This window comes from Mycetocola sp., assembly GCF_046716805.1.
Classification (GTDB): Bacteria; Actinomycetota; Actinomycetes; order Actinomycetales; family Microbacteriaceae; genus Mycetocola_A.
Genome location: NZ_JBKJWH010000053.1, coordinates 1 through 14,208 on the forward strand (window position 1 = coordinate 1; position 14,208 = coordinate 14,208).

The following is a 14,208-nucleotide window of genomic DNA, read 5'->3' on the forward strand; positions in this document are numbered from 1 at the left end:
CGCAGGTTTCAGCAACATCTTCTACCAGTAAGCCCGCAAAGCCGGTGTTGCTACCACCTCTTATTTCCGCCAGAGTTCCCTCGCGAGAGGAGACTCGGTCTTTCAGACGTAGAACGAGGTGTGGGCCTAGACGGGTGAATCGTGAACGAGTATCGTGTGCCGCATCTGGGGGCTGAACTCTCAACAGAACCGGAGGATGACGATGCAACGACGCACGTCTCTATTCACAGTAGTAACAGGCGCCTTGGCGCTCTCAGCGTTCGGGTTGGTTCCGGGCGCGGCCGCGGACCCGGACGGCCAACATGGTACCGACGAGGGCCACCTCATCGGTATCGGGGAATCCGGCAAAATTCAACTTGTCGACGTCGTCGAGTTGACCGAGACACCTGATTTGATTGCGGACGTCACGGTCTCACCAGACGGCAACACTGCGTATCTGGCCAATTGGGGTGAGCCGGACTGTGCCGGCCCCGAGACCGGTGGCCAGGGTAGTCCCGATGCCGGCGCGTACGTCGTCGACATCTCCGATATCGAAACGGACCCGGACTCCGCCGAACTGATCGGCTTCATCCCATCGCACCAGGACACCCGTCCGGGCGAGGGTATGCAAGTCGTGGAGATAACGACCTCGCGCTTCAGCGGGGACATCCTTGTGATGAACAACGAGCAGTGTGGAAAGAACGGCAAGGGCGGAGTGTCGCTTTGGGATGTCACCGATCCGGCCAACCCGAGGAAGCTTTCAGAGCACTTCGGCGATCGTGACCCGGGCGACCGTGACGCCAACGAAATCCACAGTGCCTTCGCATGGGACGCTGGAGACAAGGCCTACGTCGTTCTGACGGATAACGAAGAATTCCCGGACGTGGACATCTTCGACATCACCAACCCGCATCGGCCTCGCCTGGTCGCAGAGTATGACCTCAACGACTTCGGTGTGAACCAGCCTGAACTCGGTCTCACCGAGTCCTTCCTCCACGACATGGTGGTCAAGGAAATCGACGGACGGTTCATCATGCTCCTGTCCTACTGGGACGGCGGGTACGTGCTCCTCGACGTCACAGATCCGGCCAACGCAGTATTCCTGGGCGACACGGACTTCCCAGCCGTGGACCCTGAGCTGCTCGAGTCGCTTGGCGTCTCGCTTACTCCTGAAGGGAATGCACACCAGGCCGAGTTCACGATTGACAATGAATTCTTCATCGGCACCGACGAGGACTTCGCGCCATACCGGACGGATCCGCTGCGAATCACGACAGGTCCGTTCGCGGGCGAGTACCCATCCGCCATTGTCTCAGGCGGACTGCCTCCGGCAGTTCTCGACGATCTGACCCTCAGCGGTCCCGTCGTCTACGGCGGCTACGGATGCCCGGATTCGGCTGCGGTGCCTGGCCCCGAGGACATACCCGGCTATCTTGACATGCTCGAGGAAGGCGATGAGACGATCCTTGTCCTCCAGCGCGGGCCTGTCGGCGATCCGAGCGCACCGGAAGAGGCGTGCTTCCCGGGGGAGAAGGCGCATCAAGCCGAGCTGGCTGGATGGGACGCGGTGCTCTTTGTGCAGCGGCACATCGAGCCAGATGACCCGTTCTGCGGATCCGGCGGCTTTGTGGACGCGATTGTCGCGGTATGCACGACGCACGAGGCTTTCCACGCGCTGTTCAACCTGGAACCCCTCGACCCGGCCGAATGGGCCTACCCAGAGAACCTGACCATCGGAACCATAGGAGAGAGGATCGAAGTCGGATCAACCTTCGACGGTTGGGGCTACGTCCACCTTTATGACGCAGAAACCCTGGAGGAACTGGACACCTACGCAATTCCTGAAGCGCACGACCCGAATTTCGCGTTCGGGTTCGGGGACCTGAGCGTCCACGAGGTGGCGGTCGACCCGCAGGACCCGTCGCTGGCTTACCTGTCGTACTACTCCGGCGGTCTGCGAGCGGTTCAGATTCAATGCCCTGCCGGCACACCGTACGACCCGAACGACGCAACCGTCGACAAGAGCACGTGTGAGCTTGTCGAGGTCGGCAGCTACCTCGATCCAGAAGGCAACGACTTCTGGGGAGTGGAAACATTCGTCGGATCGGATGGGATGACCTACATCCTTGGGAGCGACCGCGACAGCGGCCTGTGGATCTTTGTGGACCCGTAGCGAGAATGTGATGGGATCGATGGGGGGCGGTGAACCGCCCCCCATTGCTCTGCGCGTCATCCTTGCTTAGCGGGCGGCCTAGTGTTCGCTTCATCGCTTCATCGCTTCATCGCCTCTGCGTTCCGCCCATGGCGGGAGAATAACTTCTATGAAAGTCGAGCTATTGCACATTGACGAATGCCCGAATTGGGAAGAGGCCGCTGCCCGGCTCCGCGAGGCGCTGAACGCGACTGGGCATTCCGACGCAAACATCATTCTTCGGCTTCTGCGTACCTCGGAGGAGGCAGCCGGGGTTCCGTTTGCCGGATCGCCGACGCTGACTCTCGATGACGAAGATCTCGTGCCGAGCGCGGGGCGAACAACCGACCTGGCCTGCCGCATCTACCTCACGCCGGATGGTTTGGCCGGTTTGCCCACGACAGCCCAGCTTGTAGAGGCGATTACGGCTCGTGGCTACTGATTCATCGGTCGTATGCTCATGCTGAGGGCGGGTCCGGCCCCGACGAAAAGTCCATGCGCTCGGCGGGCGTTTCTCTTGTGAGCTTCAGCGCTATCAGGAAGCTGTCGGACGGCTTCAGCCCCTCGCGCCTCCGGACTTACGCGTCCGCCGACGGCAAGAGCGAGATCGTCGATCGAATCTCGATCCTAAGTACGTGCTCAGGCTTGACCGGGCTGCCTCAACTCCATAGAGTGACTTTGCACTAGAAATTGAATCGATTCATCGCGATTCATCATTCACCTCGAAGGGGAGGCGATACAGAGTGACAGATGGCAGCATGACCCGGTCTGCACCAGTGGCGTTAGAGCTACACCGTGTGGTCAAGTCGTTCGGACCGGTTGTCGCGCTGCGCTCCGGCAGCCTGACCCTTGTCCCCGGCTCCATTCACGCCCTCATTGGTGAGAATGGCGCGGGGAAGTCCACGCTCGTAAAGATCGTCGCGGGCTTGTATCGCCGCGACTCGGGCGAGTTCCGCCTCCACGGCGAAGGCGCGGACTTTTCCAGCACCTCGCAGTCGAAGGCGGCGGGCATAGCCGTGATCTACCAGGAGCCCACCCTCTTCCCGGACCTGTCGGTTACGGAGAACATCTTCATGGGTCGGCAGCCGACCAACACGATCGGGCGCATCGATCGCAAAGCGATGCGTGACGAGGCACAGCAGATCTTCGCCCGCTTGGGCGTTTCGCTCGATCCGGAGCGACTCACAGAGGGGCTCTCGATCGCTGACCAGCAGATCATCGAGATCGCCAAGGCCATCTCGCTCGAGGCGAGCGTTCTCATCATGGATGAGCCGACAGCGGCTCTCAGCGGCGTCGAGGTCGAGCGCCTGTTTGCGGTCGCGCGAAGCCTGCGCGACGAGGGTCGTGCGCTGCTCTTCATCTCGCACCGGTTCGACGAGGTCTTCTCTCTCTGCGACACCGTCACTGTCATGCGCGACGGCTCGTACATCGACACGATGCCCATCGCCGGAACGACCGTGGACGAACTCGTGCGTCAGATGGTCGGCCGTGACGTGACCGAACTCTTTCCGAAGCTTCCCTCGACCGTCGGAGACGTGGTGCTCGAGGTCGAGGGTCTCACTCGTGCCGGCGTCTTCCGCGACATCGGATTCACGCTCCGCTCCGGCGAGATCGTCGGCCTTGCCGGTCTCGTCGGCGCCGGGCGAAGCGAGGTGGCGCGGGCCATCTTCGGAGTGGACGCCTATGACAGCGGTCGAGTGCGGCTGCATGGTGCGGTGCTCCCGAGAGGCAATCCCCGCATTGCGACCGCCCGCGGACTGGCGCTCGTTCCGGAGGACCGCCGCAAGCAGGGCCTCGTGCTTGATGAGAGCGTCACCCGTAATGTGACCCTTGCAATCCGTTCCAAGCTCGCGCGCTGGGGACTTCTGTGGGGTGGTCTCGAGAACCGCGCCGCCCAACTGTGGGCGAGCAGGCTCGAGGTCAAGACCGCGGCGCTCGACGCCGAAACCGGAACCCTCAGTGGCGGAAACCAGCAGAAGGTGGTGCTCGGTAAATGGCTGGCCACGGAGCCCACCGTGCTGATCGTCGACGAACCCACGCGCGGTATCGACGTCGGCACCAAGGCTGAGGTGCACCGCCTCCTCAGCGAACTCGCCCAGCAGGGGCTTGCCATCCTGATGATTTCGTCGGAGCTGCCTGAGGTGCTCGGCATGGCCGATCGCGTGCTCGTGATGCGGGAGGGTCGGCTCACCGGTGAATTCACCCGTCAGCAGGCCACTCCGGAAGCTGTCATGTTCGCGGCGACGGCAGAGGCGGAGACTCTACGATGACCGCTCTACAGACCCGACCAGGAAGCAGTGCCGCCTCCCGGCTGGTGCGTCACGTCGGCACTGCACGCGAAACCGGGATCCTCCTCGCCCTGGTTCTGGTCGTCGTTGTTGCGGCCGTCCGCAATCCGTCTTTCCTCCTGTCCAGCGACGGTTTCCGCGACCTGCTTCTGACCCCGTCGCTTTTGCTGCTGCTTGCCATCGGCCAGGCGATTGTCATCATCACCCGAAACGTCGACCTCTCCGTCGGCTCCGTACTGGGGCTGACCGCGTATCTGACTGGCCGGCTTTTCATCGACGTGCCCGGTATCCCTATCGTCGTCGTCTTCGCCGGCGGGATCGCTGCGGGCGCCATCCTGGGACTTATCAACGGCGCACTGGTTGCGTTCGCACGTGTCCCTGCTCTCGTCATCACGCTGGGAACGCTCTACATCTACCGCGGCATGAACGTCGCGTGGGCAGGTAGCGACCGAATCAATGCCTCGGATCTGCCTGCCGGCTTCCGGGGTCTCGGCACTGGGCAGCTGGTCGGTATCCCGATTCTCACGCTCATCGCTGCAGTTGTCCTCGTGGCCGCCGCCTGGTACCTCCGGAATCTGCGGAGTGGACGCGAGCTGTATGCCATCGGCTCCGACCCCGCAGCCGCGCACCTCTACGGGCTGAACGTCACTCGGAGGGTCATCGCCGCGTTTGTCGTCAGCGGAGCCCTCGCGGGCCTCGGCGGTGTGCTGTTCGCTGCCCGCTACGGTACGGTCAGCTCCGGCGCTGGGCTGGGCTGGGAACTTCAGGCGATCGCGGCCGCAGTGATCGGCGGCGTCGCCATCTCCGGTGGAGTGGGCACTGTCTGGGGTGCTGCTATCGGCGCCTATCTGCTGCTCACCATCAACCGCGCGCTGCCGATCCTCGGTATCGACGACTTCTGGCAGCGAGCCGTGGTCGGCGTGCTCATCCTCGGTTCGATCGTGCTCGACCGGGTGCTCGCAGTTCGACAATCGCGAAGACTCATCGCTCAACGGGAGGTGGACCGATGACGGCCACAATCACGGCTCCGCCGCGCACCTATCAGTCGCATTCGCGCCCGGCATGGCGCCGGATGCTGCTCACCAGGGAAGTGGCGATCATCGTCGTACTGCTCCTCGTGATCGCAGTCGCCCTCGCTACGGTGCGGAATTTCGACAGCCCCCTCACCGTCACGTATCTGCTGCGCGATGTCGCTCCGATCCTCCTTATTGCACTGCCGATGACGCTCATCATCATCACCGAGGAGATTGACCTCTCGGTGGCAAGCATCGTCGGCCTGAGCAGCGTCACGACGGGCGTGCTCTCCCAGGCCGGGTGGCCGTTCTTTGCGGCAGCAATGGCCGCAATCGTCGTCGGTCTTCTCGCAGGGGTCCTCAACGGGTTCCTCGTCAGCGTCGTCGGCCTACCGTCCCTCGCTGTGACGATCGGAACTCTTGCGCTGTTCCGGGGTATTGCCGTCGGCCTGCTCGGCACCACCGCGATCACGGACTTCCCCGAGTTCTGGACCGACCTCGCCAAAGCCAATATCCCCGGCACCCCTGTCCCGGTCATCATGATCCCGTTCCTCCTTCTCGCCGTCGTGTTCGCCGTTCTCCTGCACTTCACGCCATTTGGGCGCTCGCTCTACGCGATCGGTCTGAATAAAGACGCCGCCCAGTTCTCCGGCATTGCGGTTGGACGCACGAAATTTCTCCTGTTCGTTCTCAGCGGCGGAGTGTCCGGCTTCGCCGGCGTCTACTTCACCCTGCTGTACAGCAACGCCCGCGGCGACAACGCCCTCGGAATGGAACTTCTCGTCATCGCGGCCGTCCTTCTCGGCGGAGTATCGATCTTCGGAGGGCGCGGAGCATTGCACGGCGTCATCGCCGGCGTCCTCCTCATCGGAACGCTGAACAGCGCCCTCCGCCTCGCTGGCGTGACCAGCGACATCATCAACGTCATCACTGGGATCCTGCTCGTCCTCTCCGTGGTCTCCGCCAGCTTCCTGGCATGGATTCAGAGCCGACGAACCGCAGCCCTGGGGCGAAGAAGCGGCAGAAAGGCGCAGTCGCCCGACTAGCCGCCCGGTCCGCAACCAAGAACACATGCACTGCACCAAGAAAGGGAAACAATGATGTTTGGAATCACGAGAAGCGGTCGCCTTGCGGCCACCGCGACGGCTCTCGCCCTGGGCGTCGCCCTGGCCGCCACCGGCTGTTCAAGCCCCGGTAGCGGCACCGGCGGCAACGCGGAGGGCGGTGGCGGTGACGCCAACCTGGCGATCACATTCCTGCCCAAGAACCTCGGCAACCCGTATTTCGACACGTCCAACAGCGGCGGCGAGAAAGCCATTGAGGAGTTCGGTGGCACGTTTGAAGAAGTCGGCCCCACAGAGGCCAGCCCGACCGCCCAAGTCAGCTATATCCAGACGGCGGCCCAGCAGGGCGTCGGCGCCCTCGTCCTGTCGGCGAACGATCCGGAAGCACTCTGCGACTCGCTCGAAGAAGCGCGCTCGGCCGACGTCAAGGTCGTCACGTTCGATTCCGACACTAACCCCGAGTGCCGCGACTTGTTCATCAACCAGGCAACCGCCGAGGGCATCGCCCTGGCGCAGGTGGATCTGATCGCTGAGCAGATCGGCGACGCGGGACAGGTGGCAATTCTCTCCGCCTCCGCCAACGCGACGAACCAGAACGCATGGATCGAGATGATGGAAGAGGAGTTTGCCGCGAACCACCCGGACATTGAGCTCGTCGAGGTCGTCTACGGCGATGACGACGATCAGACGTCGTTCGACAAGACCGCCGCTCTGCTGCAGACCTACCCGGAGCTCAAGGGCATCATCTCGCCCACGACAGTTGGCATCGCCGCCGCGGCGCGTTACCTGTCGACGTCGGAGTACAAGGGAAAGGTCGCGCTGACCGGTCTGGGCACCCCAAACCAGATGCGGGAGTACATCGAAGACGGCACCGTCACCGCGTTTGCCCTGTGGAACCCGGCAGACCTCGGCTACCTCGCGGCGTATGCCGCCAAAGCGCTCATCGAGGGTGAGATCACCGGCGAAGCCGGCGACTCGTTCGAGGCAGGCGAGCTCGGCGACTTCGAGGTCGGCGAGGACGGCGTCGTGCTTCTCGGCGACCCGTTCGTCTTCAACAAGGAGAACATCGCAGAGTTCGACTTCTAATCCGAGCGTCTTGACGACGCGCCCGACCCGCTTCAGCGGGTTGGGCGCGCTGCCGCGCCACGGGCGAAACTGCTACGACCCTTGTCGATGGAGCGAGTTCCGGAAGACGGGGCCGTCGATTCCCTCACGACCAGCTGCGGCTGGAAAACGACGTGTTCGTGCTCGAAGCCGCCCTGCGCCGCTGCCTCGCGGACGAGGAGGTCGACGGCGGTGTGGCCGATGAGCGCGCTCGGCTGGCGAATCGATGACAGCGGCACAACCGCCGCCGACGCAAAGTCAATGTCGTCATAACCGATCAGGGCGATCTCGTCGGGCACGGGAACGCCGCCGAGCATGTTGAGCGCTTGCAGCACGCCCATGGCGAGCAGGTCGTTCGCGGCGAAGACAGCATCGGGACGGGTCTCGAGGCTACGACCGCGAATGTTCTCGCCGGCTTGCTGGCCTTGCAGCACGGTGAGCGCTTCGGTGGGCAAGACTTCGAGTTTCGCTCCTTCGACCTCCGCAACGGCTTGGTGCGCGCCAGCGAGACGGTCGGAGACTTGCCGGAGGTCGTCCGGGCCGCCGACGAACACGATCCGGCGCCGCCCCGTGTCGAGCAGGTGACGCACCGCAAGATAGCCGCCGGCGACATCGTCGACAGCCACGGACGAAAACCGGTCATCGTCTGTTTGGCGGTCGACGAGCACCGTCGGGATACCGCGTCGCAGCAGACGCTCGAGTCGTGATTGGTCATTCCCCACCGGCGAGATAAGCACTCCGTACACGCGTTGCTCCTCGAACAGGTCGAGGTAGGACTTCTCGCGGTCCGCGTTCTCTTCGCTGTTCCCGAGCAGGACGGTGAGGCGCTCCTCCGCGGCTCGCGCCTCTGCGCCGCGGGCTACGTCGGTGAAGAACGGGTTGGAGATGTCCAGAACGACCATTCCGATGCTGTTGCTGCGACCGGCTCGAAGTTGCCTCGCGGCATCGTTGCGGACGAAGCCGATCGCGTCGATTGCCTCGAGCACTCGCTCGACGGTAGCGGGGGAGACCTTCTCGGGTCGGTTGAGAACGTTCGAGACCGTGCCGACAGAAACACCGGCGCGCTCCGCGACATCCTTAACGCTCATTGACGCCACTCAAGCCTCCAGCCCTCGAGCCACAGCCTAAGACAACATTCCTTCGACCGCTGATCGAGCGGCGCGAGCCTTGACCCGGAGAGGAACCTTTGCGTATATTCAGAGAATGGCTTTGAAACGATTCATCCCGCTCACGCCGGTGCGGCTCCGGGTGGCTCGGCCTTCGCGTGGAAAGAGGGCATGAGGTGGAACGCGTTTGCTTTCGACTCCAGGTGAAGCCAGACAGGATCGCCGAGTACGCCGATCGCCATCGGGCGATCTGGCCAGAGATGGCAGAGGCGCTCCGGGCGACGGGCTGGAACAACTATTCGCTGTTCCTGGGTGTTGACGGCCTGCTCATCGGCTACGTCGAGACCGACTCGCTCGAAGCATCCCGCGCCGGAATGGCCAAGACTGATATCAACGCCCGCTGGCAGGCCGAGATGGCCGAATTCTTCGAAGACCTTGCTGGTGCACCAGACGAGGGGTTCACCCGCATTCCGGAGATCTTCCACCTCGAGGACCAGCTTCCGCACCCGGCATCCGAACGAGCATCCGATTTCCCCTCCCACATCACAGAGAAGTGACGCCATGACGACATTTGACTCCATCGCCGACCAGCTCGCCGAGCAGGCCATTGAGCTCCCCTCCTGGGCGTTCGGCAACTCGGGCACCCGTTTCAAGGTCTTTGGCACCCCGGGGACGCCCCGCACCATCCAGGAGAAGCTGAGCGACGCTGCACAGGTTCACAAGCTGACCGGCCTCGCCCCCAGAGTCGCGCTGCACATCCCGTGGGACACGGTTAACGACTATGCCGCACTCCGCAGCTATGCCGCCGACCTCGGCGTCGAACTCGGCACGGTCAACTCGAACACGTTCCAGGACGACATCTACAAGTTCGGCAGCCTCACGCATACCGATGCGGCCGTGCGGCAGCAGGCGATCGACCACCATGTCGACTGCATCGATGTGATGGATGCCACGGGATCACACGACCTCAAAATCTGGCTCGCAGACGGCACCAACTATCCAGGACAGGGCGACATCCGAGGCCGCCAGGAACGCCTCGCCGACTCGCTTCAGCAAATCTACGCGAGGCTCGGCGAGGACCAGCGCATGGTGCTCGAGTACAAGTTTTTCGAGCCCGCGTTCTATCACACCGACGTTCCCGACTGGGGTACGTCATACGCTCACGTCTCGGCGCTCGGTGAGAAGGCCATGGTCTGCCTCGACACCGGGCACCACGCCCCCGGCACGAACATCGAGTTCATCGTCGCCCAGCTCCTGCGCCTCGGCAAGCTCGGCTCATTCGACTTCAACTCCCGCTTCTATGCCGACGACGACCTCATCGTCGGGGCAGCCGACCCGTTCCAGCTGTTCCGCATCCTGTTCGAGGTCGTGCGCGGCGGCGGCTACGGACCGGGAAGCCCGGTTGCGTTCATGCTCGACCAGTGCCACAACGTCGAAGACAAGATTCCTGGGCAGATCCGCAGCGTGCTCAACGTGCAGGAGATGACAGCACGGGCACTCCTCGTCGACCGCAGCGCGCTCACCGCTGCACAGGATGCGGGCGATGTTCTCGGGGCGAACGCCATCCTGATGGACGCCTTCTACACGGATGTCCGATCCGACCTCGCTGTGTGGCGCGAGTCCCACGGTCTTCCGGCCGACCCGATGGCCGCGTACGCGGCATCCGGCTACCAGCAGAAGATCGCCGAGGAGCGCGTCGGCGGGCAGCAGGCCGGGTGGGGCGCTTAGGCCGTGAGTGGGAACCGAAGAACTGAAGAGAAAGTACGTCGAGGAGACAGCGCATGACCATCAATGACACACCCGCGGCACTGATCGCGCGGAGCAACCGGCTGGGCGCGGACCCGAAGAACACGAACTACGCCGGCGGGAACACCTCAGCCAAGGGAACCGGGACCGATCCGGCGACCGGCGAGGACATCGAACTGCTCTGGGTGAAGGGATCCGGCGGAGACCTCGGCACCCTCACCGAGGATGGGCTGGCTGTCCTGCGCCTCGACCGTATGCGGGCCCTGACGAAGGTCTACCCCGGCGTCGACCGCGAAGATGAGATGGTCGCTGCGTTCGACTACACGCTCCACGGCAAGGGCGGCGCTGCGCCGTCGATCGATACGGCCATGCACGGTCTCGTTGATGCCGCCCACGTCGACCACCTGCACCCGGACTCGGGGATCGCTCTTGCGACGGCCGCAGACGGCGAAGAACTCACGAACACCATCTTCGGCGACAAGGTCGTCTGGGTTCCGTGGCGCCGCCCCGGCTTCCAGCTCGGCCTCGACATCGCAGACATAAAGAACGCGAACCCGGATGCCATCGGCTGCATTCTCGGCGGGCACGGCATTACCGCGTGGGGCGACACCAGTGAAGAGTCCGAGAGGAACTCGCTCTGGATCATCGACACCGCCGCCGAGTACATCGCCGCGAACGCGCGCCCGGAGCCGTTCGGCCCCGCACTCGACGGCTACGCCGCGCTTCCCGAGGCTGAGCGCCGTGCCAAGGCTGCGGCCCTCGCGCCGACCCTCCGCGGGCTCGCCTCGACCGACAAGCCGCAGGTCGGACACTTCACCGACGACGCCGTCGTCCTCGACTTTCTGGCCAGCACCGAGCACCCCCGCCTCGCCGCACTGGGCACGAGCTGCCCTGACCACTTCCTCCGCACCAAGGTGAAGCCGCTTCTCGTCGACCTGCCGGCATCCGCTTCGGTGGAAGAGACGATCGATCGCCTGCAGACGCTGCACGAAGAATACCGGGCTGACTACCAGGCCTACTACGACCGCAACGCCACGGCCGAGTCGCCCGCGATTCGCGGCGCGGACCCGCTCATCGTGCTCGTTCCGGGTGTCGGACTGTTCAGCTATGGCGCGAACAAGCAGACCGCCCGCGTCGCCAGCGAGTTCTATCTCAACGCCATTCACGTCATGCGTGGCGCCGAGGGACTCTCCACTTACGAGCCCATCAATGAGGCGGAGAAGTTCCGCATCGAGTACTGGGCGCTCGAAGAGGCCAAGCTTCAGCGCATGCCCAAGCCGAAGCCGCTCGCCACCCGCGTCGCTCTCGTGACCGGCGCGGCATCCGGAATCGGAAAGGCGATCGCCACCCGCCTCGCCGCCGAAGGCGCCTGCGTTGTCATCGCCGACCTGTCGCTCGAGAAGGCGCAGGATGCCGCAGCGGAGATCGGCAACACGGATGTCGCCATCGGCGTCGCCGCGGACGTCTCCAACGAGAAAGCGGTGCAATCGGCGATCGACGCCGCCGTGCTCGCCTTCGGCGGGCTCGACCTCGTGGTGAACAACGCCGGACTGTCGCTGTCAAAGTCGCTGCTCGACACCACCGAAGCGGACTGGGACCTGCAGCACAACGTCATGGCCAAGGGCTCGTTCCTCGTCTCCAAGGCCGCCGCCCGAGTGCTCATCGACCAGAAGCTCGGCGGGGACATCATCTACATCTCGTCGAAGAACTCCGTGTTCGCCGGCCCGAACAACATCGCCTACTCGGCGACGAAGGCGGACCAGGCGCACCAGGTCCGGTTGCTCGCCGCTGAACTCGGCGAGTACGGCGTCAAGGTCAACGGCATCAACCCCGACGGGGTCGTCCGAGGTTCCGGGATCTTCGCCTCCGGCTGGGGCGCGAACCGCGCCAAGACCTACGGCATCGAAGAAGAGGACCTCGGGAAGTTCTACGCCCAGCGCACCATCCTCAAGCGTGAGGTCGTGCCCGAGAATGTCGCGAACGCCGTGTTCGTGCTCTGCGCCGGTGACCTGTCCCACACCACGGGCTTGCACATTCCGGTGGATGCCGGCGTTGCTGCGGCGTTCCTGCGATGACTTTGCCCGTTGTGTTCGTGCGGGGATTCGCGCGATGAACGCGCGCATCCGGGTGACCGGCTCCGTCGCGGCGGTCGACCTCGGCGCTACGAGTGGTCGTGTGATGCTCGGCCGGGTCCGGCCGAACGAGCTGCGGCTCGAGCCAGTCCACCGATTCCCGAACGGTCCGGTGACCGGCGCCGACGGGTTGCACTGGGATGCGACGGGCCTGTTCCGGTCGGTGCTCACCGGGCTTACCGAGGCGGCACGACGCCAGTCTGAGATCCAGAGCATCGGCATCGACTCCTGGGCCGTTGACTACGGCCTCCTGTCAGACGGCCGACTGCTCTCCGAACCGTTCCACTACCGCGACGGACGCACCGAGCGCGGAGTCACCGCGGTCCACGCCGTGACGCCGTTCGCCGATCTCTACGCGCAGAACGGGCTCCAGTACCTCCCCTTCAACACGCTCTACCAGCTCGCCGCAGACGGTAGCCGCCTGTCGGATGCCGACTCCGCGTTGCTGATTCCCGACCTGTTCGCGCACTGGCTCAGTGGCGCGCGCGTCGCCGAGGTCACCAACGCGTCGACGACCGGCCTGTTATCGATTGACGGTCACTGGAATGACGAACTCATCGCCCGGCTCGGTTTCCCGCGCGGAATTTTCCCACCGCTCGTCCAGCCGGGGGAGCTCCTCGGCACACTGCTGCCTGCCATCGCCGCTGAGACGGGTCTTTCCGCCCAAACGCCGGTCACGGCAGTCGGCTCGCACGACACGGCATCTGCCGTCGTGGCCGTGCCGATCACCACCGGCAACGCAGCGTGGATCTCCTGCGGCACCTGGGGACTTGTGGGTATCGAGCTGGACGGTCCGGTTCTCACGGAGGCGAGCCGCGAGGCGAACTTCACCAACGAAGGCGGAGTCGACGGACGCGTCCGCTTCCTTCACAACGTGATGGGGCTCTGGCTGCTGAGCGAGTCGGTGCGCACCTGGGAAAGGGAATCAGGTGAGGAAATCCATCTGCCCACGCTTCTCGGGCAAGCGGCCGCGGTTCGTGGCGCGATTCCGGTGTTCGACGCCAACGACCCGCGCTTTCTTAGCCCGGGTGACATGCCGTCACGCATCGCGGAAGCCCTGCGAGAACAGGGCCAGCCGGCACCGCGGTCCATCACTGAATTCGCCCGCTGCATCCTGGAAAGCCTCGCGGATGCTTTCGCGCAGGCTGTCCATACGGCCTCCCGCCTCGCGAACACCCCGGTCGGCGTCGTACACATCGTCGGCGGCGGGTCGCTCAACGCACTGCTCTGCCAGCTCACCGCCGACCGCGCTGGACTTCCGGTGCTTGCCGGACCGGTGGAGGCGACGGCGATCGGGAATGTGCTCATTCAAGCGCGGGCGGTCGGGCTCCTGGCGGGTGACCTCGAATCGCTGCGGGCACTGGTCGCCCGCTCATTCGAACCGGTTCGCTACGAGCCCCGCACGGGCTGAACTGCTTCGTGCCCGTACCACTCCTGAACTTCACAAACCTCGACAACAGAAAGTAGCCCCGCATGGTTGAGAGACGAATCCCGAAGGTGCGTGACCTGGCGCCGCTGATGCAGTTCAAGAAACCCGAGCTCAACGCACGTACGCGCCGGCTCGCCGCAGCGACGAGCATCGCCG

Annotated in this window: 11 protein-coding genes; 10 read left to right on the top strand and 1 reads right to left on the bottom strand. The window is 64.3% G+C overall.

The window, feature by feature from the left end; genetic code table 11:
• Nucleotides 1-196: 196 nt before the first annotated feature.
• The 6 genes from ACLQ62_RS04385 (at nucleotide 197) to rhaS (ending at nucleotide 7,621) form a co-directional block, all read left to right on the top strand.
• A complete protein-coding gene (locus ACLQ62_RS04385) occupies nucleotides 197-2,152 on the top strand; it encodes an LVIVD repeat-containing protein (protein ID WP_411720445.1) in 1,956 nt (651 codons plus the stop codon).
• A 148-nt stretch (nucleotides 2,153-2,300) separates the two neighbouring features.
• Entirely contained in the window at nucleotides 2,301-2,612 is a 312-nt protein-coding gene (locus ACLQ62_RS04390; protein WP_411720446.1) for a thioredoxin family protein, read from the top strand.
• A 316-nt stretch (nucleotides 2,613-2,928) separates the two neighbouring features.
• Complete coding sequence (locus ACLQ62_RS04395) at nucleotides 2,929-4,440, top strand: sugar ABC transporter ATP-binding protein (protein WP_411720447.1); 1,512 nt, start codon at nucleotides 2,929-2,931, stop codon at nucleotides 4,438-4,440.
• The gene (locus tag ACLQ62_RS04400; RefSeq protein WP_411720448.1) at nucleotides 4,437-5,468 is read left to right on the top strand and encodes an ABC transporter permease; all 1,032 of its coding nucleotides are present in this window, start codon (nucleotides 4,437-4,439) and stop codon (nucleotides 5,466-5,468) included. The genes ACLQ62_RS04395 and ACLQ62_RS04400 overlap by 4 nt, the downstream gene beginning before the upstream one ends.
• The gene (locus ACLQ62_RS04405) at nucleotides 5,465-6,517 is read left to right on the top strand and encodes an ABC transporter permease (protein ID WP_411720449.1); all 1,053 of its coding nucleotides are present in this window, start codon (nucleotides 5,465-5,467) and stop codon (nucleotides 6,515-6,517) included. The genes ACLQ62_RS04400 and ACLQ62_RS04405 overlap by 4 nt, the downstream gene beginning before the upstream one ends.
• A 54-nt stretch (nucleotides 6,518-6,571) precedes the next feature.
• Nucleotides 6,572-7,621: a rhamnose ABC transporter substrate-binding protein gene (rhaS, locus tag ACLQ62_RS04410; protein WP_411720456.1), complete on the top strand. Its 1,050-nt coding sequence runs from the start codon at nucleotides 6,572-6,574 to the stop codon at nucleotides 7,619-7,621.
• Nucleotides 7,622-7,653: 32 nt separating this feature from the next.
• Here rhaS and ACLQ62_RS04415 read toward each other — a convergent pair whose 3' ends face one another.
• On the bottom strand, nucleotides 7,654-8,727 hold the full coding sequence (locus tag ACLQ62_RS04415; RefSeq protein ID WP_411720450.1) for a LacI family DNA-binding transcriptional regulator: 1,074 nt from the start codon (nucleotides 8,725-8,727) through the stop codon (nucleotides 7,654-7,656).
• A 194-nt stretch (nucleotides 8,728-8,921) separates the two neighbouring features.
• Here ACLQ62_RS04415 and ACLQ62_RS04420 point away from each other — a divergent pair, with 194 nt between their 5' ends.
• From ACLQ62_RS04420 to ACLQ62_RS04435, 4 genes are read left to right on the top strand one after another with little or no spacing between them, the layout of a single operon-like run.
• Complete coding sequence (locus ACLQ62_RS04420; RefSeq protein WP_411720451.1) at nucleotides 8,922-9,302, top strand: L-rhamnose mutarotase; 381 nt, start codon at nucleotides 8,922-8,924, stop codon at nucleotides 9,300-9,302.
• A gap of 4 nt (nucleotides 9,303-9,306) precedes the next feature.
• Nucleotides 9,307-10,473: an L-rhamnose isomerase gene (gene rhaI, locus ACLQ62_RS04425; protein WP_411720452.1), complete on the top strand. Its 1,167-nt coding sequence runs from the start codon at nucleotides 9,307-9,309 to the stop codon at nucleotides 10,471-10,473.
• A gap of 53 nt (nucleotides 10,474-10,526) precedes the next feature.
• On the top strand, nucleotides 10,527-12,566 hold the full coding sequence (locus tag ACLQ62_RS04430) for a bifunctional aldolase/short-chain dehydrogenase (protein WP_411720453.1): 2,040 nt from the start codon (nucleotides 10,527-10,529) through the stop codon (nucleotides 12,564-12,566).
• Nucleotides 12,567-12,600: 34 nt separating this feature from the next.
• Nucleotides 12,601-14,034, top strand: coding sequence for a rhamnulokinase (locus tag ACLQ62_RS04435; RefSeq protein ID WP_411720454.1), 1,434 nt, complete (start codon nucleotides 12,601-12,603; stop codon nucleotides 14,032-14,034).
• The last annotated feature ends 174 nt before the right edge of the window (nucleotides 14,035-14,208 follow it).

Bases quoted from the DNA above. Each gene is read 5' to 3' on its own strand.
- ACLQ62_RS04385 (WP_411720445.1), top strand. From the start codon at position 197: ATGACGATGCAACGACGCACGTCTCTATTCACAGTAGTAACAGGCGCC.
- ACLQ62_RS04390 (WP_411720446.1), top strand. From the start codon at position 2,301: ATGAAAGTCGAGCTATTGCACATTGACGAATGCCCGAATTGGGAAGAG.
- ACLQ62_RS04395 (WP_411720447.1), top strand. From the start codon at position 2,929: ATGACCCGGTCTGCACCAGTGGCGTTAGAGCTACACCGTGTGGTCAAG.
- ACLQ62_RS04400 (WP_411720448.1), top strand. From the start codon at position 4,437: ATGACCGCTCTACAGACCCGACCAGGAAGCAGTGCCGCCTCCCGGCTG.
- ACLQ62_RS04405 (WP_411720449.1), top strand. From the start codon at position 5,465: ATGACGGCCACAATCACGGCTCCGCCGCGCACCTATCAGTCGCATTCG.
- rhaS (WP_411720456.1), top strand. From the start codon at position 6,572: ATGTTTGGAATCACGAGAAGCGGTCGCCTTGCGGCCACCGCGACGGCT.
- ACLQ62_RS04415 (WP_411720450.1), bottom strand. From the start codon at position 8,727: ATGAGCGTTAAGGATGTCGCGGAGCGCGCCGGTGTTTCTGTCGGCACG.
- rhaI (WP_411720452.1), top strand. From the start codon at position 9,307: ATGACGACATTTGACTCCATCGCCGACCAGCTCGCCGAGCAGGCCATT.
- ACLQ62_RS04430 (WP_411720453.1), top strand. From the start codon at position 10,527: ATGACCATCAATGACACACCCGCGGCACTGATCGCGCGGAGCAACCGG.
- ACLQ62_RS04435 (WP_411720454.1), top strand. From the start codon at position 12,601: ATGAACGCGCGCATCCGGGTGACCGGCTCCGTCGCGGCGGTCGACCTC.